This window comes from Tenacibaculum sp. SZ-18 (assembly GCF_002813915.1).
Taxonomy (GTDB): domain Bacteria; phylum Bacteroidota; class Bacteroidia; order Flavobacteriales; family Flavobacteriaceae; genus Polaribacter.
Map to the genome: position 1 here is coordinate 3,658,997 of NZ_CP019335.1, position 24,971 is coordinate 3,683,967.

A 24,971-nucleotide genomic window follows, 5' to 3' on the forward strand; every position below is an offset into this window, starting at 1 on the left:
ATTAATAAATTTTAGAAATAATGTTCCTCGTGGAACATAAATTAAGTTGCGTGTGAAAATAAAAAAAACGTTCCACATGGAACGTTTTTTTTATTTGTTTTTATCTACCCATGTAAACGAGTAAAACGGAAACATCACTTGGTGAGACTCCACTTATTCGACTTGCTTGTGAAATACTTGTTGGTTTAATTTTTGTTAGTTTTTCGCGAGCCTCATATGATAATGATTTAACTTTTGTATAATCGAAGTTAGAAGGAATAGGAACGTTTTCTAAACGATTTAATTTATCAGCGTTACTCTTTTCTTTTTCTATATAGCCAGAATATTTTAAATGAATTTCTACTTGTTCGATTATTTCAGAATCTATATTGTTAGAGTGAATGAAATAATTTAATTTTTCAATTGAGAGTAAATCATTAAATACTAATTGAGGTCTAGCTGCAATCTTGTAAAGTTTCATAGATTGGTTGATTTGTGTAAGATTTTTACTAGTTAGTATTGGGTTTATTTCTTCCTTCGTTACACTTAAGTTTTTAATAAAGTTTATAAGTAATTCCGTTTTTTCTTTCTTAGCTTCTACTCTATCCATTCTTTCTTTAGAAGCTAAACCAAGTTTGAATGATTTTGGAGTTAGACGTAAATCGGCATTATCCTGTCTTAATAGTGTTCTGTATTCAGCACGCGATGTAAACATTCTATATGGTTCTTCAGTTCCTTTTGTTATTAGGTCGTCTATTAAAACTCCAATATATGCTTCACTTCTTTTTAATATAAAAGGTTTTTTACCTTGAGTTTTTAAGGCTGTATTTATTCCTGCCATTAAACCTTGTGCAGCTGCTTCTTCGTAACCAGTGGTTCCATTTATTTGTCCAGCGAAGAATAAATTTTCAACAAGTTTTGTTTCTAGTGAGTGAGTTAATTGAGTAGGCGGAAAATAATCATATTCGATAGCGTATCCGTATCTAAAGAATTTTACATTTTCAAATCCTGGTATAGATTGGATTGCTTTATCTTGAATATCTTCAGGTAGTGAAGTCGAGAATCCATTTACATAAATTTCTACTGTATTCCATCCTTCTGGTTCAACGAATATTTGGTGTCTGTCTTTTTCCGCGAAACGATTTATTTTGTCTTCTACAGAAGGACAGTATCTAGGTCCGGTTGATTTTATTCGTCCATTGAACATTGGTGAACGATCGAAACCTTCTCTTAATAAATCGTGTGTTGTTTGATTTGTATAAGTAAGGTAGCATGAACGTTGTTCGGTTAATGATTTTGTTATTGGTAAATAAGAGAATTTTTCTGGGTTATCATCTCCAGGTTGTTCTGTCATTTTTGAATAGTCTAATGATCTTCCATCAACTCTTGGAGGAGTTCCTGTTTTCATTCTTCCTGATTCAAATCCTTTTTCAATTAAGTCTTCTGTTATACCAGTTGAAGCACCTTCTCCCGCTCTACCACCTCCGAAAGTTTTCTCACCAATATGGATTAAACCATTAAAAAATGTACCAGCTGTAACGATTACTGTTTTAGCGTTTATAGATAATCCGAGATTCGTTTTTACACCAATAATCTTGTTTTCGTCGAATATCAGTCCATTAACAGAATCTTGATAGAAGTCTAAATTTTCTGTTTGTTCTAACATGTTTCGCCAACATTCTGCGAATTGCATTCTATCGGATTGTGCTCTTGGACTCCACATGGCAGGTCCTTTTGATTTGTTGAGCATTTTAAATTGGATAGCTGTTTTATCTGTGACGATTCCGCTGTATCCACCTAAAGCATCGATTTCTCGAATGATCTGACCTTTTGCAATTCCTCCCATAGCAGGGTTACAGCTCATTTGAGCAATGTTCTGTAAATTCATTGTAATTAATAAAGTTTTTGCGCCCATATTTGCGCTGGCTGCTGCTGCTTCACTTCCAGCATGTCCTCCTCCTACTACGATAACATCATACGTTGTTGTGAATAAACTCATTGTTGTAATTACTAGATTTTATAAAATAAAAAAAACCGTTCCACGTGGAACGGTTACAAATTTACGGTTTTTAAACAACTATTTTCTTTGTCTCGCATTAATTGTTTTTCTTCATCAGTCTTGTCTTTGTATCCCATGTAATGTAAAATACCATGAATGATTACCCGATGTAATTCCTCATTAAAAGTAACATTAAATGTTTTAGCATTTTCTTCTACTCGAGGTATTGATATAAATATATCTCCACTTAATAATTTACTAATCGTGTAATCGAAACTTATAATATCTGTTAAGGTGTCGTGTTGTAGAAATTCTACGTTTATTTTATGTAGGTATTCATCATCACAGAATATATAGTTGATTTCCCCTACTTCGAAGTTTTCATTTTCTGCACAGTTTATAATCCATTTCTTAATTTCAGTTTCGTCGTCTAAATTGAAATCAGTTTCGTAGTTAAAAGCTATCATTTAATTGTATTTGTTTGGAATATGAACTCTTTTATTTTTTTAGAATATCCTATATATCTGAACGAATTTTTTAAAAAACAACTTGACTCGTGTTTAATATTTTGTATTCCTTCTAGTGTGTCAATGTATTTTTTTTTATTTATTTCTTTATAAATAGTTTCTGAAGTATCCTCTTGATTAATATTTCCATTTGAATCTATAGTTATTTCGAAATACCTTTCTGGTGTATTTAAAAATGAGATATCGAAATACTCTGAAGGATTAGGTCCGAATCTACTAGGAAGATTCACTTTTTTTGTTGCATATGAAATTGATTTTGCCATCTCATGAATTGTTGATGATGCCACCACCAATCGTTATAATATCCATAATTGATATCAACGTAATCAACCCTGATTCGAACGTTATTCGAATTAGTTTTATTTACCGTAATTGTAGGGTGGAATTTATTTTTTCCTGCATTTTTAAGAAAGTCTACCATTCCTTTAAAATGTGCGTTTTTCAAAATTTTTGAATTTAACTTTGAGTTTAAAGAAATAGTATTGAGTTGCTTATTTTGTGAAACATTAAAAATTTTGATTGCTCCAGATTTTTTATCCAGTGAAAGAAAATATAGATGATTATTATTATAATATGAGATTGATTTTTTATATCGCTTGTCACCATTATTATTTTCGAATGTCAAAATTTTACTAGGTATAATTTTATTATTATTTAAAGAAATAGTCAGAACTGAACATTGGTTTTTATTGGAATCGTCTTTCGTAAAGATAATTTTATTATTATCCAAATATGCTTTTAATTCAGATGTAGATCCATTAGTAACAAACTCGTCTGTTTTAATAGTATTTATAATTGATCCTTTAAAGAATTTTTTTACAGGGTCTTTTTTGTTAAAATATATATATTTACTCACTGCTTCTTTATCAATTCCATTAAAGGATTTAGTTTGTAACGTATCTTTTATTTTGTATATAAGTACTGATCTATCCTTGGTTCTAAATGAACCTTCAAGACCTGTGTTTGAAATAGTAGTGTTTTCGGATATATTTTTATTATTTAAATCGTAGACAATCTTTTTTAAATATCTCTTGCTATATTGTTCATAAGAGAATAACACAATTAAATGAGACTCAGTTGTGTGAAATGATGTAATGCCTAAGTTATTGAAATGGGAAAAGCTTTCTAATTTCTTCACTGAATTTCCATCATATAAAAACCCTAGAGTTTCTTTTGTTTTAGTTTTTTTATTTTTAGTAAAAATCAAATGAAATGAAGTGTTGTCGAATAAATCCCCAGAAAAGGTATTCTCTACTTTATAGTGTTTGTCTAATTTTATTGATTGAGTAATTATTTCATTAGCAAATATATTTGTACTTATAAATATAAGGACAACCAAAACCGTGTTTTTTAGCATTTTTTAATTTAATTTATTGATTTTTATTAAAGTATTCTTGAACTTTCTTTTTGTAGTTTTTTCGCAAAGGTAGTGATTGTCGGTTTAGAATTTCTGTTTGATTGTAAAACTGTTTTTTAAATTGAAGCTCTTTTATCTTATTCCTGTTATATTCTATTATATTGGTGTTTGATTTACGCTTCTTTTCTTTACCCTGCTCAAAGGTAGCTTTATCGAGTTTTAGTAATTCGTAGTTTAATTTCTGCATTCTTTGTAATGTGTTTTGATTAAAACCACGCTCTAAAATTTGATTTTCTAATTGCTCCATTTCCTTTAAAGCTTTCTTAGCCTTACCATCTTTTAATCCTCCTTCTTTAATTGCGTTCTCTAATTCTTGACGAAGTTTTGATTGCTCCTTATAAATCTGATATAAGTCTCCATCTAAATCTTCGTTTGGATTACCTTCTCCTTTTTGTCCCTGTTGTCCTTCTTTTTGACCCTTTTTTCCATCTTTCCCTTTATCGGGTTTGCCTTGTTGACCTTTCTTTTGCATACCTTTCTTCATCTGTTCTGATAATCCTTTTTGTTTTTGGATGATATCAGGTAAACTAAATGATTCACCTTTTTTACCCTTTCCAGATCCACTTCCAGGTTTAGGATTTTGCATTGCATCTAAAGTATTACTTAGCATATTTACCAATTCATTTGTTGCTGTCATAACATAACGTTGGTTAGATGTTCCTCTTCTAAATCTACTTTCTGAAAAATTTTCTAGGCTTAAGTCTAAGTTGTAATGTGCCGTTGCTAAGTGTTCTTGAATAGCAGAACTTATCTCTGGAACGCGCATTGATAAAACATATAAACTATCATCGATATGTTCAAAATAGGTTTTAAGTTGGTTTTGTTTTCTAATTTTCTCACCAAATTCAGGGTGCGATGAACTAGATTTTAAGTACCAATCCATTAAATTTTCCTGATCAAATGAAAACGTAATTAAATTTTCAACAACGCTTCTTAAATCTTCCATATTCTCTTCTTGCATCGCACTACTCATCATTTGCATAGATTGTTGCATTTTTTTACTCATCTGCTGCATTTTTTGAGATGCTTTCTTCTGATTCTTTTTCGCGTTGTTGTTATCCTTTTTTTCTAGGTTTTCTTCTGCTTTTTGTAATTCCTCTTTAGTTTCCTTTTGTAATTCCTCAGTTTTAGGAATGTCCATAGGTTCCTTTAATTTCTCATTTTCCTTTTTTAAATTATCAATATCTTTTTTAATGTTTTCGAACTCTTTACTTATCTCCTTTTGCTTCTCTGTTAGTTCTTTATTTTCTTCTTCAGCTTTCTGTTTTGAGTTCGGATTATTTGATTTGTTCTCATTCTTATTTTCTTTTTCTTCTTTCTTATTGGCCAAATCTTCTTGCTTCTTTGATAATTCATTCAATTTATCCGCAATCTGATTCATTTTTTGTTCTACATAGTAGCGTTTAGCTAATTCTAAAACACGTTCCAAACTTTTTTCTTGTTGTTTGTTTTGTTGTGCAAGTTCTTTACTTTTCTTTAGCAGATCTTCTTTGTTAAGTTTTTCTGCCATTTTCTTGATTTCATCTAAAAGCTTTTTCTGTTTTTCTAATTTCTTTAATTCTTCAATTCGCTTTTGTAATTGTTCTTTTTTCTCTTGTAAACTCTGGTTTTTTTCTTTTTTCTCAGAAAAATTTTCTTGTAACTTATCCGCCTGGCGTTGCATCATTTTTTTGTATAGCTCCTGACGCTTAATTACATTTTCAATTTTCTTTTGATCGTTCCAGTTCATATTCTTCTTGTTTTGAAGATCAAACTGTAATTGCTCTAGTTCTTTTTTATTCTTTTGTTGGTTGTCAATTGAATTTTGAATATTTTCTAAGTAATTCTGTTGTTCTTGTAATAATTCATTCTCAATTTCTTCTGCGGTTTTTTTACGATATGAAAACTTTCTACTTGTCGCAGGTTTCGATCCATTAACTGCATCGTTATCTGAAATACGAAAGAATAATTCGTAATCTATACCCTCCTTTAAATCTAAATTATCAGGGAAAGATGTGAAGAAAGTTTGTACAGTTTCATTCGTTATCTTAATAGTTTTTGAATTTTGAACATTTGGATTTTGAATGTCGTAATAAATCATCTCTAATTCAGAGAAGCCGTAATCATCAGAAATTTGTCCTGCAAAGTACGCTGGTCCACGGGAAATACTGTCGATATTGGATTTAACAGTAATATTTGGTGATTCGTCGCGAATTGTATTCACTGTAAATTCCAGTTTTTCATAGTCTGTTAACTTTTTGTTCGATGTACTTATTGAATAATTAATATTTTCAATTATTCTTTGTTCATAATTAAATTTATTATCGGATTCCTTTTTAAAAAATTTTATATAATTATTTGATTCATAATATTTTACAGAATCTGTTTGGATGGTTGTAACAATCCATTTTAACAATGTTCCTTGTGGAACATTGATATTTGTTGCGTTTGGAAGTATCTCATTTTTCTTTCCTACATATTTAGGATAGTTCAATTCCATACTAATATTTTGGATATTCGGAGTCTTAACAATATCAATAGTATATAACAGAGATTTTATAGAATTGGCTTGAACATAAAATTGAGTTGCTTCGTTAATTTCATCAAAAGTGTAAGAAAATAGTCCACCTCCGTTATTATCTAGATAATACTCCTGTCCAGTGAAATGGATTTTTGCTTCTTCAGGAAGTACCTCTCCTTTGGTTTCGAAATATACGGTGAACGAATTTCCTTGAATGGCCTCTAGGTTTGGTGTTGTTAAATGAAAGCTAAAAGGAGCTGGTTGTTGATATGCTATATTATGATTGACAACACGATTAAAACTTTGATTTAATTTATTAGAATTTCCCGACACTAAAGTTCCGACCCATATAATGATAGGAATTGCTAAATATTTGAGGTATTTTAAATTTACAGAGAAGTTAACCGCGTTTGTAAAAGGAATTGGTTCTAAATGATTTGCTTTTTGTTCAATACTGGCAGCTAATAATTCAGAATCGTTTGAAGTATTTTTAAGTTGTAAAACATTTAAAAGTTTGTCCTTTACTTCAGGAAAATGCTCACCAATTATTTTCGATGATTCTTCTTGAGAGATTCCTTTACGTAATCCGAACAATTTAAAAATAGGAAAAAGAATAAATCTTATTAATAAAGTTAATTCAACCAATATAAATAACCAGAAAAGGAAAGTTCTCGATTTTGGCTCTAACCATAAAAAATATTCAACAAATAGTGTGATGAAGAAATAAAGTAATCCCAATGTAATAAAGAGTATACTTCCCCTTATTAATTCATTGGTGTAATACTTCTTGCTAAATTGCTGTAATTTCTGTTCGATTAATGAAAATTTGCTCATAATAAATACCTTCTTATGTAAAATTAAGTAATAAAAACTACTTGCGAGCGAAGCTATCTTCTGAAAAGAAATAGATTTCTGTTAAAAAACAGCTAAAAATATTTCTTTCATAAGAATTGAACTAAAATTATATGTGTATTACAATAGCTCTGAATATCGTTTAATCGTAGTCTCTAAATAAATTGATAACCAAATTATTAAACATTCTAATCTTTAAGAAAGAGCATAAATGAAGGAATAAGCGAAAGCAAAAACCGTTTCATCATGACACATCATAAACATTATTGAGAAATTAAATATGATGATATTGTTGAATTTCAATATAAGAGAATTATTTAGTTTCATCACTAGAAGGTTAATCTTGTATTGGAATTTTTTGTCTAGATATATGTTCTATCTGTTCTTTTAAATAAGAATGGAGGCAGAAATATTATATGTAAATAAAGCTGCTTATTTAGGTTTATTGTTCTCTATAAAAAAACAACATTTTTGTAAGGTTTTAAAAATTGAACAAACTAACTTTTAAAATATAAATAACATGAAGAAATTAGCCTACTTATTACTTTTTATTGTTTCATTGACTACTTATGCCCAAAGTCCTTGGACCCAGAAAAAAGGAGAAGCTTATATACAATTAAGTATGACAACCATTCCCAAATATTCTACACTTTTTGGAAATCCTGAGTACAATACGGAAAGAAAAGTAAGTGATAATACATTACAATTTTATGCTGAGTATGGTTTATCCGACAAAACAACGTTAATTGTGAACTTACCTCTTAAAATTTTGGCGAGTAATGAGTTAACAAGTACAACAATTTCTCCTTTCACTACAGAAGATTCTAAAACGGCATTAGGAAATATTCAATTAGGTGTTAAACATAATTTTTATAATAAGAAATGGTTAATTTCTGGTCAGTTATTAATGGAAGCAAATACAGGTACTTATGAAGATGCTTCTGGTTTAAGAACTGGTTATGATGCTTGGACTCTAACACCAACAGTGATTATTGGAAGAGGATTTGATAAATGGTATATTCAAGGGTTTACCGGTGTTGATATTCGTACAAATGACTATAGTTCAGCATTTAAAATTGGTGGTGAAGCTGGATATAAAGCATTGGATTGGTTATGGGTTGCTGGTTTCTTAGACGGAGTTGCTTCTTTTCAAAACGGAGATGTAATTGATCCACGAAACAATAGATTAACAGGTTTATATGTAAATAACCAGAGCTATGCAGCCTTTGGTTTTAAGCTGATAGCTGAATTTGATCGAAATTTTGGAGCTAACGTTGGTTTAGGTGGTGCATTTGATGGAAGAAACGTGGCTAAATCTCCTGCAATTTCATTAGGGTTATACTACAAACTTTAACTTATTAATTATCCTAAATAACTCTAAAAAGGTTTCTCGTGAAACTTTTTTTGTGCACTATTTTTCAGTTTTTTTCTTGATGTTTTAAAACTATCTTTGCGCTTTAAAAAAAAATACAAATGTCTGAAAATGTTAGAGTGCGTTTCGCACCAAGTCCAACTGGACCATTACATATGGGAGGCGTTAGAACCGCTTTGTACAATTACTTATTTGCTAAAAAGCATAACGGTACTTTTGTGTTACGTATTGAAGATACCGACCAAACTCGATATGTTGCTAATGCAGAAAAGTATATTATTGACTCTTTAGAATGGTGTAACATTCCTTTTGATGAAGGACCAGGAAAGAATGAAAAGTACGGACCGTACAGACAGTCAGAAAGAAAACATTTATACAAACAATACGCTGATCAATTAATAGAAAATGGTTGGGCGTATTATGCGTTTGATACTGCTGAAGAATTAGATGCACACAGAAAAGATCACGAAGCGAATGGTAAAACATTCATTTATAATTGGCATAATCGTGAGAAAGGAAAGTTAGTTAACTCATTGATTTTAAGTAAAGAAGATGTTGAAAAACGTATTGAAAACGGAGACAAATATGTAGTTCGTTTTAAAACTCCACAAGATGAAACTTTAATTTTAAAAGATGAAGTCCGTGGAACTATTAAAATTGACACTAATTCATTAGACGATAAGGTTTTATTTAAATCTGATGGGATGCCAACGTATCACTTAGCGAACATTGTTGATGATCATTTAATGAAAATCTCACACGTAATTCGTGGTGAAGAATGGTTACCTTCTCTTCCACTACACACTTTACTATACAAAGCTTTTGAATGGGAAGCGCCAAAATTTGCGCATTTATCTTTAATTCTTAAGCCTGTTGGAAAAGGAAAATTAGGAAAAAGAGATGGAGATAAACTAGGATTTCCAGTATTTCCTTTACAATACACAAATGAAGAAACCGGAAATGTAACACGTGGATACAAGGAAGACGGATATTTTGCAGAAGCTTTTGTAAACTTATTGGCTTTATTAGGATGGAATCCAGGAACAGAGCAAGAATTATTCTCTTTAGAAGAATTAACCCAGGCTTTTGATTTGGCTAGAGTAAGTAAATCTGGAGCGAAGTTTAGTCCGGATAAAGCGAAATGGTTCAACCAACAATATTTACAGCAAAAGTCAGCTGAAGAATTAACGGAATTGTTCTTGCCAATCTTGAATTCACAAGGTGTTGAAGCTGATAAAAACTATGTTCAAAAAGTAGTTGGTTTAGTAAAAGAAAGAGCAAATTTCGTGAACGATTTAACAGAATTATCGAATTTCTTTTTTATAGATCCGTCAGAGTATGATCCAAAAGCTGCTAAGAAACAATGGAAGGAAAACACTGGAGAATTAATGTCTGAATTAGTTACTGTAATTGAGGGAATTGAAGATTTTTCTATTGAAAATGCACAGACTGAAATCAAAGGATGGATTACTTCGAAAGAAATTGGCTTTGGTAAAGTAATGCAGCCTTTAAGATTAAGCTTGGTAGGAAAATTAGCTGGCCCAGATTTGTTTGAAATTATGACAATGATAGGTAAAGAAACAACTATCAAAAGAATACAAAACGCAATAGCGAACTTAAGCTAATTTCAATTGTAAAATCAAAATATTAAGGCGCTACTGAGAATTTCTTAGTAGCGTTTTATTTTTTGTTTCTTTGTAATGAAATCAAGAAAAAGAAACATGTTTACCACTACAGTAAAGAGTACTCAAGAGGAAGATATTTCAATTTTAATTCAAAAAGATAATCACACGTGGAACTATTTGTGCGATTGTGGTGAAGCTAGCGGTTTAACAATAAAGGAAATACAAAATATTAAGGCCTTATTTATCAGCCATACACATATAGATCATTTTATAAATTTTGATAGCATTATTCGTCATCAAATAGGAATTGAAAGACGTGTAATTATCTGTGGACCAATTGGAATAGCAAAACAAGTACAAGCTAGGTTATTAGGTTATACGTGGAACCTTATTGAAGAAAAGTCGATTATTTATGAAGTTCGGGAGTTGAACGTCCAGAATGAATATGAGGTCTTCGAATTACAACCACCACTTTGGAAATTAGAAAAGCAAGAAATCGTTACCAATGATTTTGTTTTCAAAAATGAGGATTTTCAAGTATCAGCTGTATTGCTAGATCACAAAATTCCTACTGTTGCCTATAAATTTGAAGAAAAAGAAAAGATAAAAATTAATTTAAGCAAAGCAGATTTTAAACCAGGAAAATGGGTTAAGGATTTAAAATATGCCTTTGAAAATAAGGAGTTGGATAATGAAATTACGATAGACGAATCATTATATCGAGCTAAAGATTTATTCTATTTATTGGAGGTTCAAAAAGGTGATTCTGTTGGAATTATAATGGATCACGCGCCAAGCAAGGAAAACCATGATAAAATAATTTCACATTTTAATTTTTGTGAAACTGTTTTAATTGAGTCATTTTATGTAAATGAAGATAAGGAGCTTGCGCTTAAAAACTTCCATAGCTACGCTGAAAAATCTGGTATAGTTGCGCGACAAGCTCAAGTTAAAAATCCCATTCCTGTTCATTTCTCTAGGAAATACAATGCACAACAAATAAATCAATTGAAAGAGGAATTTTATCGAGCTTTTCATCAATCAGAATAAATGAACAAAATGAAAAAATATATTCTTATTGCTTTTGTGTTTTTTCCGTCTGTATTACAATCTCAAATTATAAACGTTGAAAGCGTTCGACGTGCAACCGACACGATTGGATGGTCGGGATATACTAGTTTGATTCTTGAACTGGTAAAGAATAAAAATACCATTTTTGGGATTTCAAACAGAACAAGAATTCAATACAAAGGAAACAAGCATTTATGGCTATTTTTAAATGACTTTGATTTTCGTAAGACAAATGATGAAAATTTTGTAAATAGAAATGCTCAGCATGTCAGATATAATTATAGATTTGAAAAAAAGCTTTCCTTTGAGGCCTTTTTACAGTCTCAAACAGACGAAATATCAGCAATACGGTTTAGAGGACTTTTAGGATGCGGAATTCGATTTAAAGTATCTAAAAAAGAGAAATATAAGCTCTATTTAGGTACTTTAATAATGTACGAACATGAAAATATTGTCTCTACAACAGAACCAAATAATCGCGACTGGAGAAAAAGCACTTATTTTTCTATGAGTTTATATCCTAAAAGTAATATATCTATTGTAAGTACTACTTATTTTCAACCGAGGTTTGATAGGGTTTCAGATTTCAGAATATCTAGTCAAAATACTATTGCTTTTGAAATCGTTAAAAAATTAATGTTCACTGCAAACTTCACGTATCAATATGATGAATTTCCAGTAATAGGAGTTCCAAAAGAACAGTATCGATTCACTAACGGATTGCTGTATAGTTTTTAAAAATTTATTAGAATTATCTTATCTGAATAAGTACTATTTTTCTAATTATTCTAAAATTTTAAATGTTTTATGTTAGTATTAATAAAAAAGGAGTTCTAATTATCTAACTGTCCAGATTCATTTTCTTGAAATATCAGATACATTTTTGCTTTAACCAACTGCGTTCAAGTTTTTGTATCATATCGAAAATTCATTTTCAAATTCTTAAAGAAGCATTACAAACTAAGTAATTGAAATTAAATATATAACTGTTATATTATACAAAGAAATATTAAGTACTAAATCTGAAGAAAATACAATTTCTCGTTTTTTTAAAAATATTATTCATAATGATTAATTATATATTAAACCTTTATCTGAATAAATAGTCATATGGTTATAAAATCCTTAATCATGAAAAATTTACTAGTTGTATCCGCTTTAACAATATTCTTTATGGCATGTAATTCTACAGACTCAAATGAAGTTCCAGTTCAAAATGGACAAGCTCCAACGGTTACTGAACAAGCAACTTATGAAGTGCTTGTAATGAAAGATATTGTCTATGCAGAAGGATTAAGTCATGAAAATATTAACAGTACAGCATCTTCTGTTAAGCAATTAAAATTAGACGCATACGTTCCTGATAATACTTTACTAAACCGACCTGCGGTGCTATTAATTCACGGAGGAGGTTTTAAAGGAGGATCTAAAGATGTATCACAAATGACGCATTTAGCAAATTACTTTGCAGAAAGAGGTTGGGTAGCATTTTCTATTAATTATCGACTACAAGCAGATTTAGGAACAATTCCTGAAGAATGGAAAACGTATATTGAAAATAATAGTGCTTTCATTGCAGATGTTGAACAAGCATATGCTTTATATCCAGCCAGTAGAGATGCTAAAGCAGCTTTACGTTGGGTGTTTGCAAACGCTCAAACTTATAATATAAACCCTGATTATGTTTCAGTGGGTGGTGGTTCTGCCGGAGCAGTTTCTGCAATAATGTTGGGAGTTACTGAAGCAGAAGATTATTACAGTGAAATTGATGCGACAACTGATCCGACCTTAGCGACCACTAATGAAAATGAAATCACAAAAGTTCGCGCTATTCTAGATTTCTGGGGAAGTGGTTCAACAGCAAGATTAATAAATGATTTGTATGGAAAACAACGTTTTGGAACAAACGATGCACCTATTATAATTATGCATGGAACCGAAGATACAACGGTTTTATTTTCTGAGGCAGAAACATTACGCGACCAATATATAAATTCTGGTGTACCGTATGAATTTTATCCGTTAGAAGGAAAAGGACATGGACCATGGAGTGCAACTGTTAACGGTAAAAGTTTAGAAGGTTTGTGTTTTGATTTTATGGTAAAACAAATGAGCTTAATTAAGCAATAATTAAGTAATTTTAGTAGCATAGTAATGAAATTGGAGACAAAAAAATATTGGTCACAACGTTATCAAGAAAATAATACAGGATGGGATTTAGGAGCACCTTCTCCTCCATTACAATATTATGTGAATCAACTAACGGATAAGAATCTTACAATTTTAATTCCTGGTGCCGGTAATTCGTATGAATCGGAGTATTTATTTAATAACGGATATACAAATGTTCATGTTCTTGATATAGCTAAAGAACCAATAGATGCTTTTGCTAAAAGAAATCCAAATTTTCCCGTGGAACAATTACATGAAAAGGACTTTTTTGAGTTTGAAGGTCAGTTTGATTTGATATTAGAACAAACTTTTTTCTGTTCTTTTCCACCATTACTAGAAACCCGAAAAGCATATGCGCAAAAAATGCATGAACTTTTAAAACCGAACGGAAAGTTAGTAGGATTATGGTTTAATTTCCCATTAACGGGCGATATAGAAAAACGTCCTTTTGGTGGTGATATAGACGAATATTTGAATTATCTCTCACCGTATTTTGAAGTTCAAAGTTTTGAAGCTTGCTACAACTCTATTCCATCAAGACAAGGAAGTGAATTGTTTGGTATTTTTAGAGTAAAAAAATAACCGTCTTTATTTACAAGACGGTCATTAAATTTATCAGTTATTTATTAAATTGAATAGGTTCCTGGATTTCTAAGTGTTAAGATTAAAATATCATTGAGTTCTTGAGTATAATCAAAATAGCTTGGAATAAAGTCTTTGTGGGTATCCGACATTTTTAGTCCATCATCGTATAAGCCTGTGTCCATATCCCATAAATTGATTAGATATTGTTTATGATTCAAGTACTGCGAAAAGTTTAAATAACCAAATAAAATATCTTTATTAGGTGCATGAATATCCCAATCATAAGTGTTTGAAATTTGATGTAAATAAGTGTCAAAATCTATTGTTAATACACCATAATTTCTTTTCAAAGGATCGGGTATAGCTGAAGATACTGGTGGTGTAGGTTCTCCTTTTGGAGTTGTGCCCCAATTAAATTTAAGATACTCTGATCTGAATGCCAATTTAAAAGAATTTTTATCATTACTTAAAAGTGTTCTTAAGCTGATTTTTTGTTCTTTCCCATTTAATTCTTGAAATAAATATTCTCTAGCATCATGATCATTCAGTAATGTTAAACCTATTAAATATGATGTCATGTACATCATGTTTTCTTCCTCAAGAATTGAATAAGGTATGGAAATACCTTTTGGAGAATTACTTTTTATAGATTGATTTGTAATGACTTTTTCTTTTTCAAATGTTTCTAACATTTGCAGACTTTCTTTTTCTTCTGAACATGACAATAAAATCAAAGTCATGCTTAAAATTACTAATCGTACATATTTCATGTTATTATAATTTTTAGTATGGCAATAAAAGTACTATGGAATTCTATACTAGATGAAACGAGTTCAAATTCGCCCGAATTCACTTCAAATTTGTTTTAAGATTTAAATATTAAATTTAAAACGTCATCTTTTCTTCTGGTTGCAACAGGAATTCTATCTCCGTATTTAGTTACTAAAAATCCTTCGTTTAAATATTTAGTAATGTGTGACCTATTTATTAGGTAGGATTGATGACATTTTAGGAATATATTATTATCCAAGAGCGGTTGTAATTTTTTCATGGATTTAGACACCAATACTTGCTCATTTTTAAGGTGAAACGTAGTATAGTTTCCTTCAGATTTACAAAAAATAATATCTTCAAAATTTAGAATATGTTGCGCCTCTAAAGTCTTTACAACAATTTTATTATGTACTTTATTTTTGTAGAAATTACTCGCAACATCCACTAAATTTCCATTACTTTTTGCTTCATTTTTTTGTTGAATTGCCTTTGAAATTGATTCTTTAAGCTCATCTTCATCAATTGGTTTTAACAGATAATCTAAAGCCCCAAGTTTTATAGCTTTAATGGCATGCGAATCGTAACCAGTCACAAAAATAATATCAAAATTAATTTCCGGTAGCATAGACAGTATTTCAAAACTAGAACCATCACCTAAATCTACGTCTAAAAACACTAGATCTGGTTGATGAGTTAAAATTGCCTTTACTCCTTCTTTTACGGACTTTGCTTCGCCTACAATTGATACTTCATCAACAAAATTTTTATTGATTAATTGTTGCAATTCTTTTCTTACATGTTGTTCATCCTCAATTAGTAACCCTCGTAGCATAATTTATCGTTCTGAATATGGTATTTTGATTTCAATTTTAGTTCCTTTTCCTGTTTCATTGTTTGAAATTTTTAGTTTTTCTCCTGTCGTTTTAAACAAAAACTGATCAATTAAATACATCGATGAATTCTTTTTGAGATCCGATTTTTGCATTCCAACACCATTGTCTTCAATACAACAAGTTATGAACTCTTTTTGTTTTGAAATTTCAATGTATAAATTCCCCTTAATTTCTAGTTTTCCAAACCCATGAATAATTGCATTTTCTGCAAAAGGTTGCAATAGCATTGGCGGAATAAAGAGTTCATTTTCTGTGGTGATTTTATTTTCAATTTCATAGTCAAAACGGTCAGGAAATCGGAACTTTTGTAACTCAATGTAATCCTCTAACGATTGCAATTCATCCTCTAAAAGCACATAATCTTGAGTAGAATTATCGAAAACAGTTCGTAATAATCGAGAAAGTTTCACAATGTATTTTGAATACTGATTTGGATTACTTTCCACATTTTGTTTAATCATACTCAGGCTATTGAATATAAAATGAGGATTCATTTGTGAGCGAAGTAATCGCTGTTGTAATAAGAAGTTTTGTTTTTCTATTTTGAATCTTCGTTGACGATAAAAATTCAGAACCAAAACAGTAATTACAATTAAAATAAGAAGTAGCGCAATCAGAATATACTGGTTTCGTTCAAACTTTAAACTTTTCACTTCTGCCTTACTCTTCTCTTCTTGTAAGTTTTTCTCATTTTCGTAAGACTCCTTTAAAACCTGTAGTTCATTATTAATTCTTGTATCACTACTTTTTTGTAGGAATGAGAATAGTGAATCTAATCGAGATGAGGTGTATTTAAAATCCTTTTTTTGCTTGTAGGAAATTTCGAGATTTGTACGTAAAGCTTCTTGCTGATCGGTAAAATTTAAACGATGCATTCCTATGCTAAAAACTGAGTCTAAATAAATTTTTGATTGCTGATAATTATTCAATTTCGAATACATAACGCCAACATTTAAATAACAATTGGCAACCTCTTGAAGGCTAACTCTAGGATCAAGTTGTTTGGAATATGTGAGCGCTTTTTTATAAGCATTTAGCGCGTTAACAAACTTTTTTGTGCTGTTGTATGAATAGCCTTGTGCACTGTATAATTGATATTTTCTCTGTGTATCTAATAAATGTTCATAAGGTAAAACGCTATGAAGTTCTTGTTGAGCTTCATCATTTCTAGATAAGCTATTTAGAGTCGGCACTCTATCTAAACTTGATACCAAATAGTTTCCAGTATCCTTTGCTTTTAAAAAGAACTCTTTAGCTTTTGCATTTTCCACTAAAGCTTCATTAGGTTTTCCTAAAGCAGTCTGTAGACTTTGATTGTTGTGATGGATAAATGCTCTATTTTTATAATCCGTACTATCTAACAGTTTTGCCATTTTCTCATTGACCCCAGCAGCATTTAAATAATCGTTTTTTCTTCTAAAATATATTGCTTCTAATGCTCTGAAGAATAGCATCTCTCTACTGTTTGTAATCTTTTCTTTACTAAAAGAAGTAGCAAAAATTAAACGCTCAATAGCAGCGTCATAATTTTGTAAACGATCATGAAAACGAGAAGTCATATAAGCATACTCAGCTTGTAAAGAGTCAGATAGTTTTTCTGTTGGAATTTTTTCCAAAATATTGAGGTAGAAAGCAAGAGAATCTTTTGATAAACCTTGTCTTGTTTTTTTGAAGAAAAAATCGGGCGATAAGAAATCAAATGATTGGTGTTCTTTTTTACATGAAACAACAGCAATAAGTAGAAAAAAAAACCCAATAATCTTTTCCATAAAAAATAAAAATAAAACTAAAGTTACTAATTTTTAAAAATAGAAATGTTAAAAAACAATAAATACCTAGCGTATATGAAGTGATTGCTTACAAATCTGAATTTCTATGATAATACTAATGCTTTCGGTTTAAATTGCCTTCAAAATTGTAGTGAATTGAATCACTGACAAAAATTTATACTTATGAAAAAAATAATTTTAAACTTAGGAAAAGTGTTGGATAGAACCACACAAAGAAATTTGCATGGAGGAGGAGCATCATTACGTTGCCAATCAAATAGTGACTGTTGTAATTATAAACATAATAGTTCTTATGGCTATTTATGTTACAACGGTACTTGCGCCCCTGGAATCTTTGGAGATGTAAATCCCTGTGGATTGTAACATCTAAATTTAGGAGCTAATATTTAGCTCCTTTTTTGCGCTTTTGAATTGAGATAAAGCAAATGTAATATAGGTAAAAGATATTTTTTTTACCTCTAATTTCGGAGTAGACAATTAATATTAGAAACACATTTTAACTATGAATAATTTAAAAAACTTAGGAAAAGAACTTGACAAAAAAGCATTAAAATCGATTAATGGAAGCGGCAGAACTTGTGATGGAATAAGGTATTGTTACACTGGCAACCACAATCCAATGGGAAATCCTATATGTGTTCCATGTGGAGAAGAAGAACCACCTAAAAAATAAGACAGAGCTATTGACTGTCTATAAATGATCAATAAAAAAGTTAATTTAAATAAAATGATGAAATGAAAAAATCAATTTTGACCCTAGGGAAATCATTAAGTAAAGAAGCACAACAATCAGTATCTGGAGGATTTGGAGTATTTTTCAACACTTGTCCTGGTAAAACTGAATTTGAGTGTTTAAGAAGACCACAATGTGCTTGGATGGGTAACAAATGTGTTACCGATACTCCTCATATCGTGTAGAAGAATCAATCAAAAAGAGCTATCCATCAGGGTAGCTTTTTTATTTCCTAGAAAACCTCTGAATATTAAGTTCTCAAAATTCAGTAAATTAGAGAAATTAAAACTACACATATGAGGTACTTTTTATTTATTGTTTTATTTATTGTTTTAAGCTCATGTTCTACATCGGTTGTTGAAGATACTACCAATACTCCACAGGATAAAATTATATGGACAGGTCCGAAATTAACTTTCACCAAAATGGCAAATACTGATGCTACGAACCCACAAAATCAAGATCAAATAACGCCAAGTGTAGCGATAACTAGAGGCACCTCTGGGGGTCAGATATATAATATAAAATTAGAAAGTTCACCGAATAAAGATGCAAGTCCATTAGGAACAAAATGGGCTATTGGAAATATTTCAAATGTAGATGATCTTACTTTTAAATCATTCAGAAGTGCCGTAGGTTCTCCCAAAGACGTAGTTGGTAAAAATTTAGTTTTATTTATAGAGCAAGAACAAATTTATTTATCTGTAATGTTTACAAGTTGGGGACAGGGAATGAGTGGTAGTTTTTCTTACGAACGCTCTACAGAAAACTAATTTTTTAAGTTTTATAAAACTATCGCTTCTTTTAACCAATAGTGACTTACGTTGAGCTCTGAATATTTGCTCATAATTTCACTCGATATAACAACTCCGTCATTGCGAAGGTTTGAATAAACCTTCAGCAATCTCACTTTAAATTCAAAGATTACTTCGTCATTCTTCCTCGTAATGACGATTAAAATAAAAACTTGTCATTGCGAAAGTTTGAATAAACCTGAAGCAATCTCCCCTTTGATTCAAAGATTACTTCGTTCTGTTGTCAAACTAAATTTGGCACAAGCCTCGTAATGACGATTAAAATAAAAACTTGTCATTGCGAACGAAATACAATGCAGTGAAGCAATCTTCACATCGATTGAGAGACTGCTTCGTCATTCTTCCTCGTAATGACGATTAAAATAAAAACTTGTCATTGCGAAAGTTTGAATAAACCTGAAGCAATCTCCCCTTTGATTCAAAGATTACTTCGTTCTGTTGTCAAACTAAATTTGGCACAAGCCTCGTAATGACGATTAAAATAAAAACTTGTCATTGCGAACGAAATACAATGCAGTGAAGCAATCTCCCTTTAGATTCAAAGATTACTTCGCCATTCTTCCTCGTAATAACGAGCAAAATAAAAACTTGTCATTGCGAACGAAATGTAATGCAGTGAAGCAATCTGCCTATCGTGGAACAATTAACTTATAAATGATACTTAAATCGTAACTAAAACCATGGACCTCAGAAGATCAACGTTAAGAAAATTGAGTGCAAATTCGTTGAAAATGAAATCTGTTTGAGGCAATGCCGAGTTATTTTATTTTAGAATTTGGGCGAAGATTTTTAGTAGATTTTCTGAAGTCTTGATTTTTGTTTCTTTGTATCAAGACAAAGAATGAGAACAACAGACGTCATTGCGAGCGATAGCGAAGCAATCTCCCCTTTGATTCAAAGATTACTTCGTCCTGTTGTCAAACTATATTTGCCACAAGCCTCGTAATAACGAACGAAATTTAATGCAGTGAAGCAATCTTCGCATCGATTGAGAGATTACTTCGTCATTCTTCCTCGTAATGACGATTAAAATAAAAACTTGTCATTGCGAGCGATAGCGAAGCAATCTCCCTTTAGATTCAAAGATTACTTCGTTCTGTTGTCAAACTAAATTTGGCACAAGCCTCGTAATGACGATTAAAATAAAAACTTGTCATTGCGAAAGTTTGAATAAACCTGAAGCAATCTCCCCTTTGATTCAAAGATTACTTCGTTCTGTTGTCAAACTAAATTTGGCACAAGCCTCGTAATGACGATTAAAATAAAAACTTGTCATTGCGAACGAAATACAATGCAGTGAAGCAATCTTCACATCGATTGAGAGACTGCTTCGTCATTCTTCCTCGTAATGACGATTAAAATAAAAACTTGTCATTGCGAAAGTTTGAATAAACCTGAAGCAATCTCCCCTTTGATTCAAAGATTACTTCGTTCTGTTGTCAAACTAAATTTGGCACAAGCCTCGTAATGACGATTAAAATAAAAACTTGTCATTGCGAACGAAATACAATGCAGTGAAGCAATCTTCACATCGATTGAGAGACTGCTTCGTCATTCTTCCTCGTAATGACGATCAAAATAAAAACTTGTCATTGCGAACGAAATGTAATGTAGTTAAGCAATCTGCCTATCGTGGAACAATTAACTTATAAATGATACTTAAATCGTAACTAAAACCATGGACCTCAGAAGATCAACGTTAAGAAAATTGAGTGCAAATTCGTTGAAAATGAAATCTGTTTGAGGCAATGCCGAGTTATTTTATTTTAGAATTTGGGCGAAGATTTTTAGTAGATTTTCTGAAGTCTTGATTTTTGTTTCTTTGTATCAAGACAAAGAATGAGCACAATAAACGTCATTGCGAACGAAATACAATGCAGTGAAGCAATCTCCCTTTAGATTCAAAGATTACTTCGTCATTCCTCCTCGTAATGACGATTAAAATAAAAACTTGTCATTGCGCACGAAATGCAATGCAGTGAAGCAATCTGCCTATCGCGGAACAATTAACTTATAAATGATACTTAAATCGTAACTAAAACCATGGACCTCAGAAGATCAACGTTAAGAAAATTGAGTGCAAATTCGTTGAAAATGAAATCTGTTTGAGGCAATGCCGAGTTATTTTATTTTAGAATTTGGGCGAAGATTTTTAGTAGATTTTCTGAAGTCTTGATTTTTGTTTCTTTGTATCAAGACAAAGAATGAGCACAATAAACGTCATTGCGAACGAAATACAATGCAGCGAAGCAATTTCCCTTTAGATTCAAAGATTACTTCGTCCTGTTGTCAAACTAAATTTGACACAAGCCTCGTAATGACGATTAAAATAGAAACTTGTCATTGCGAACGAAATACAATGCAGTGAAGCAATCTGCCTATCGTGGAACAATTAACTTATAAATGATACTTAAATCGTAACTAAAACCATGGACCTCAGAAGATCAACGTTAAGAAAATTGAGTGCAAATTCGTTGAAAATGAAATCTGTTTGAGGCAATGCCGAGTTATTTTATTTTAGAATTTGGGCGAAGATTTTTAGTAGATTTTCTGAAGTCTTGATTTTTATTTCTTTGTATCAAGACAAAGAATGAGCACAACAAACGTCATTGCGAGCGATAGCGAAGCAATCTCCCTTTAGATTCAAAGATTACTTCGTCCTGTTGTCAAACTAAATTTGACACAAGCCTCGTAATGACGATTAAAATAGAAACTTGTCATTGCGAACGAAATACAATGCAGTGAAGCAATCTGCCTATCGTGGAACAATTAACTTATAAATGACACCTAAATCGTAACTAAAACCATAGAAATCAGAAGATCAACGTTAAGAAAATTGAGCGCAAATTCGTTGAAAATAAAATCTGTTTGAGGCAACGCCGAGTTATTTTATTTTAGAATTTGGGCGAAGATTTTTAGTAGATTTTCTGAAGTCTTGATTTTTGTTTCTTTGTATCAAGACAAAGAATGAGCACAACAAACGTCATTGCGAACGAAATGCAATTCAGCGAAGCAATCTCTCCTTTGATTCAAAGATTACTTCGTTCTGTTGTCAAACTAAATTTGACACAAGCCTCGTAATGACGATTAAAATAGAAACTTGTCATTGCGAACGAAATACAATGCAGCGAAGCAATCTCCATATCGACTTTAAGATTACTTCGTCATTCTTCCTCGTAATGACGGTCAAATTAAATCCTCGTCATTGCGAACGAAATGTAATGCAGTGAAGCAATCTGTCCATCGTGGAACAATTAACTTATAAATGATACTTAAATCGTAACTAAAACCATGGACCTCAGAAGATCAACGTTAAGAAAATTGAGTGCAAATTTGTTGAAAATGAAATCTGTTTGAGGCAATGCCGAGTTATTTTATTTTAGAATTTGGGCGAAGATTTTTAGTAGATTTTCTGAAGTCTTGATTTTTATTTCTTTGTATCAAGACAAAGAATGAGAACAACAGACGTCATTGCGAGCGATAGCGAAGCAATCTCCCCTTTGATTCAAAGATTACTTCGTCCTGTTGTCAAACTAAATTTGACACAAGCCTCGTAATGACGATTAAAATAAAAACTTCGCATTGTGAACGAAATACAATGCAGTGAAGCAATCTTCGCATCGATTGAGAGATTACTTCGTCATTCTTCCTCGTAATGACGATTAAAATAGAAACTTGTCATTGCGAACGAAATGTAATGCAGTGAAGCAATCTGCCTATCCTGGAACAATTAACTTATAAATGATACTTAAATCGTAACTAAGACCATGGACCTCAGAAGATCAACGTTAAGAAAATTGAGTGCAAATTCGTTGAAAATGAAATCTGTTTGAGGTAATGCCGAGTTATTTTATTTTAGAATTTGGGCGAAGATTTTTAGTAGATTTTCTGAAGTCTTGATTTTTGTTTCTTTGTATCAAGACAAAGAATGAGCACAACAAACGTCATTGCGAGCGATAGCGAAGCAATCTCCCCTTTGATTCAAAGATTACTTCGTCCTGTTGTCAAACTAAATTTGACACAAGCCTCGTAATGACAATCATCCACTACTACACTAAACTGTTAAAACCAAATACACTGCATTTTCGAATTAATAAATTTTTGTATGTTTAAACCACGAAAAAAGATAAAGTAATAGACCAGTCCCCCTGTTCCTTTTTATTTTTCCTAATAAAATTTATTTTTAATCTAGAGCAGACGTGGATATTCAGTTGTATGGAAGTTTGTCCCAAACTTATTCTTTATATGTACACGTTGACCATCTTAAAAATTAAAACATGGAACTGATTGAAATTCAGAAATTAATTAGATACATAGAAGAAAATACTAGAGCCGATAAAGTTTCAGGAATAAAATTTATTGACCCAAGAAATTTTAAATCTAAAATTCAAGGAAAGCAGAATTATGTTGTATTTGGAAGAAGAGGAGCAGGAAAAAGCACTTTATTAAAAACACTTATTTCTCAGAGAGAAAATTTTTCAATCTATGTAAATTTGGAGGATTATAAGGATATTACGTTTCCAAATATTATTATTAAAGTTCTTGTAAGATTTTTTGAAGGTTCTATAAAAAAGCTAGATAAAGATATTTCTTTTTGGCAATTCAAAAAATGGAAAGGAAAAATAAGGTTGAAGAAAAATCTAAAAAAACTAGTTGTTTATTTAAATAAGAAGATTGCTAGTCCAGACTCCATTGATGAAAGAAGAAAATATAAAACAACACAACAAGATGCTGGAAATATCAGTGGTAAAGCTTTAGATATTGGAGTCGCACTTTCTTCTTCTGAGTCAGCTGAAAGTGAGATTGAACATCAATGGAAAATTGATAAACTAAATGAGTTAAAAACTTCCATCGACAATATTAAGGACTTAATACAAGGAATATCAGAACTAACTGACAAGCAAATAATATTGGTTCTAGATGACTTTTACTTTATTCCCAAAACGATACAACCATATCTGATAGATTATTTCCATCGATTATCTAAATCCAATGATTTCTATTTAAAAGTAGGAACCGTTAAACATAGAACCAATCTTTATAAACAGTCAAGGGAAAGCTATATTGGTATGGAGTTGAATGCTGATGTTTATGATATTGATTTAGATTATACACTTGATAAATGGAATGAATTAAAAAGATTTATGAGAGATTTACTAGAATCTGCAATTAGTTCTTCCCAAGCAAAGGTTAATATTAACGATATATTTAATGAACAAGGATTTGATCAACTGTGTATTGCATCAGGAGGTGTACCAAGAGATTTCCTTGTTTTATTTATTAAGTGTTGTTCTACTCTTAATGAAAGTTCAAATAGAATTAATGTTCCTAATGTTCGTGAAGTAGCGATTGAAAACTACACAAACAAAAAGAACGCACTTGAAAAGGACTCTCTCGAGGAGACGAATATTCTAGAGAATATAATGTCATTTATTCGGGATAAAGTTTTTACTGAAAAACGTACAAACGTATTTCTAATCGAGAATGGTAGTCTGGAACAGAATGTATCTGTAAAGACAATAATTAAAGAATTAATAGATCTTAGGTTTGTTCATATTATTGATAACAATACTAGTGCTGCACCATCGGATGGTAAGAGATACTCTGCTTATTTACTTGATGTAAGTTTATATACTAATGGACGTCCGAGAAACTTCAAAGAAATCGAACCTGATACTAAGAGAAGAAGGGATGATATAAGAAGTTCACCAAGAATTACAGTATTAAGTCTGAGTGAAATAATAAAAAAAGGCGTGCATAACGAGTAATAAGTAATAAAGTATTTAAATTTAGTATATTACAGAGTATAAACTGTAAACCCAACAATTTCCTCACAAAATATAATCCCCGTATCTTTGCAAAAATTA

At 31.1% G+C, this 24,971-nt stretch carries 19 protein-coding genes; 11 read left to right on the forward strand and 8 right to left on the reverse strand.

The features are described 5' to 3' along the window. Positions 1-100 precede the first annotated feature (100 nt). From mnmG to BTO06_RS16705, 5 genes are read right to left on the reverse strand one after another with little or no spacing between them, the layout of a single operon-like run. Positions 101-1,978 (reverse strand): tRNA uridine-5-carboxymethylaminomethyl(34) synthesis enzyme MnmG, encoded by a 1,878-nt coding sequence (mnmG, locus tag BTO06_RS16685; RefSeq protein ID WP_100926379.1) that lies wholly within the window; start codon positions 1,976-1,978, stop codon positions 101-103. Between the two features lie 53 nt (positions 1,979-2,031). Continuing rightward, positions 2,032-2,445: an rRNA maturation RNase YbeY gene (gene ybeY / locus BTO06_RS16690; RefSeq protein ID WP_100926380.1), complete on the reverse strand. Its 414-nt coding sequence runs from the start codon at positions 2,443-2,445 to the stop codon at positions 2,032-2,034. Continuing rightward, positions 2,442-2,768, reverse strand: coding sequence for a hypothetical protein (locus BTO06_RS16695; RefSeq protein ID WP_100926381.1), 327 nt, complete (start codon positions 2,766-2,768; stop codon positions 2,442-2,444). The genes ybeY and BTO06_RS16695 overlap by 4 nt, the downstream gene beginning before the upstream one ends. Further along, on the reverse strand, positions 2,732-3,862 hold the full coding sequence (locus BTO06_RS16700) for a hypothetical protein (RefSeq protein ID WP_100926382.1): 1,131 nt from the start codon (positions 3,860-3,862) through the stop codon (positions 2,732-2,734). The genes BTO06_RS16695 and BTO06_RS16700 overlap by 37 nt, the downstream gene beginning before the upstream one ends. 13 nt (positions 3,863-3,875) lie before the next feature. After that, positions 3,876-7,256: a DUF4175 family protein gene (locus BTO06_RS16705; protein ID WP_100926383.1), complete on the reverse strand. Its 3,381-nt coding sequence runs from the start codon at positions 7,254-7,256 to the stop codon at positions 3,876-3,878. A gap of 538 nt (positions 7,257-7,794) precedes the next feature. On the opposite strand from BTO06_RS16705, the gene BTO06_RS16710 reads away from it, so the two are divergent. The 6 genes from BTO06_RS16710 to BTO06_RS16735 all read left to right on the forward strand — a co-directional run bounded on the left by BTO06_RS16710 (position 7,795) and on the right by BTO06_RS16735 (position 14,096). Beyond that, positions 7,795-8,628, forward strand: coding sequence for a hypothetical protein (locus BTO06_RS16710; protein ID WP_100926384.1), 834 nt, complete (start codon positions 7,795-7,797; stop codon positions 8,626-8,628). A gap of 119 nt (positions 8,629-8,747) precedes the next feature. Further along, entirely contained in the window at positions 8,748-10,271 is a 1,524-nt protein-coding gene (gene gltX, locus BTO06_RS16715; RefSeq protein WP_100926385.1) for a glutamate--tRNA ligase, read from the forward strand. A 75-nt stretch (positions 10,272-10,346) separates the two neighbouring features. Beyond that, positions 10,347-11,321 carry a peptidase gene (locus BTO06_RS16720; RefSeq protein ID WP_232731485.1) on the forward strand — a complete coding sequence of 325 codons (975 nt, stop codon included), beginning with the start codon at positions 10,347-10,349 and terminating at the stop codon, positions 11,319-11,321. A 9-nt stretch (positions 11,322-11,330) separates the two neighbouring features. Continuing rightward, on the forward strand, positions 11,331-12,080 hold the full coding sequence (locus BTO06_RS16725; protein ID WP_157811907.1) for a DUF481 domain-containing protein: 750 nt from the start codon (positions 11,331-11,333) through the stop codon (positions 12,078-12,080). A 393-nt stretch (positions 12,081-12,473) separates the two neighbouring features. Next, a complete protein-coding gene (locus BTO06_RS16730) occupies positions 12,474-13,472 on the forward strand; it encodes an alpha/beta hydrolase (RefSeq protein WP_157811908.1) in 999 nt (332 codons plus the stop codon). A 24-nt stretch (positions 13,473-13,496) separates the two neighbouring features. Further along, positions 13,497-14,096 carry a methyltransferase domain-containing protein gene (locus tag BTO06_RS16735; protein ID WP_100926389.1) on the forward strand — a complete coding sequence of 200 codons (600 nt, stop codon included), beginning with the start codon at positions 13,497-13,499 and terminating at the stop codon, positions 14,094-14,096. A gap of 44 nt (positions 14,097-14,140) precedes the next feature. Here the strand turns inward: BTO06_RS16735 and BTO06_RS16740 are convergent, their stop codons facing one another. The 3 genes from BTO06_RS16740 to BTO06_RS16750 all read right to left on the reverse strand — a co-directional run bounded on the left by BTO06_RS16740 (position 14,141) and on the right by BTO06_RS16750 (position 17,535). Further along, entirely contained in the window at positions 14,141-14,869 is a 729-nt protein-coding gene (locus BTO06_RS16740) for a hypothetical protein (protein WP_100926390.1), read from the reverse strand. A gap of 95 nt (positions 14,870-14,964) precedes the next feature. Next, positions 14,965-15,705, reverse strand: a complete 741-nt coding sequence (locus BTO06_RS16745; protein WP_100926391.1) for a LytR/AlgR family response regulator transcription factor — start codon at positions 15,703-15,705, stop codon at positions 14,965-14,967. A 3-nt stretch (positions 15,706-15,708) separates the two neighbouring features. Beyond that, the gene (locus tag BTO06_RS16750; RefSeq protein WP_100926392.1) at positions 15,709-17,535 is read right to left on the reverse strand and encodes a sensor histidine kinase; all 1,827 of its coding nucleotides are present in this window, start codon (positions 17,533-17,535) and stop codon (positions 15,709-15,711) included. A 183-nt stretch (positions 17,536-17,718) separates the two neighbouring features. Between BTO06_RS16750 and BTO06_RS16755 the strand changes: the two genes are divergently transcribed. The 5 genes from BTO06_RS16755 to BTO06_RS16770 all read left to right on the forward strand — a co-directional run bounded on the left by BTO06_RS16755 (position 17,719) and on the right by BTO06_RS16770 (position 24,872). Continuing rightward, positions 17,719-17,919 carry a hypothetical protein gene (locus BTO06_RS16755; RefSeq protein WP_100926393.1) on the forward strand — a complete coding sequence of 67 codons (201 nt, stop codon included), beginning with the start codon at positions 17,719-17,721 and terminating at the stop codon, positions 17,917-17,919. A 139-nt stretch (positions 17,920-18,058) separates the two neighbouring features. Next, on the forward strand, positions 18,059-18,229 hold the full coding sequence (locus BTO06_RS18625) for a hypothetical protein (RefSeq protein ID WP_157811909.1): 171 nt from the start codon (positions 18,059-18,061) through the stop codon (positions 18,227-18,229). A gap of 62 nt (positions 18,230-18,291) precedes the next feature. Continuing rightward, complete coding sequence (locus BTO06_RS16760) at positions 18,292-18,474, forward strand: hypothetical protein (RefSeq protein WP_100926394.1); 183 nt, start codon at positions 18,292-18,294, stop codon at positions 18,472-18,474. Positions 18,475-18,585: 111 nt separating this feature from the next. After that, a complete protein-coding gene (locus BTO06_RS16765) occupies positions 18,586-19,062 on the forward strand; it encodes a hypothetical protein (RefSeq protein WP_100926395.1) in 477 nt (158 codons plus the stop codon). A gap of 4,319 nt (positions 19,063-23,381) precedes the next feature. Beyond that, positions 23,382-24,872, forward strand: a complete 1,491-nt coding sequence (locus BTO06_RS16770) for a P-loop ATPase, Sll1717 family (protein WP_100926396.1) — start codon at positions 23,382-23,384, stop codon at positions 24,870-24,872. The last annotated feature ends 99 nt before the right edge of the window (positions 24,873-24,971 follow it).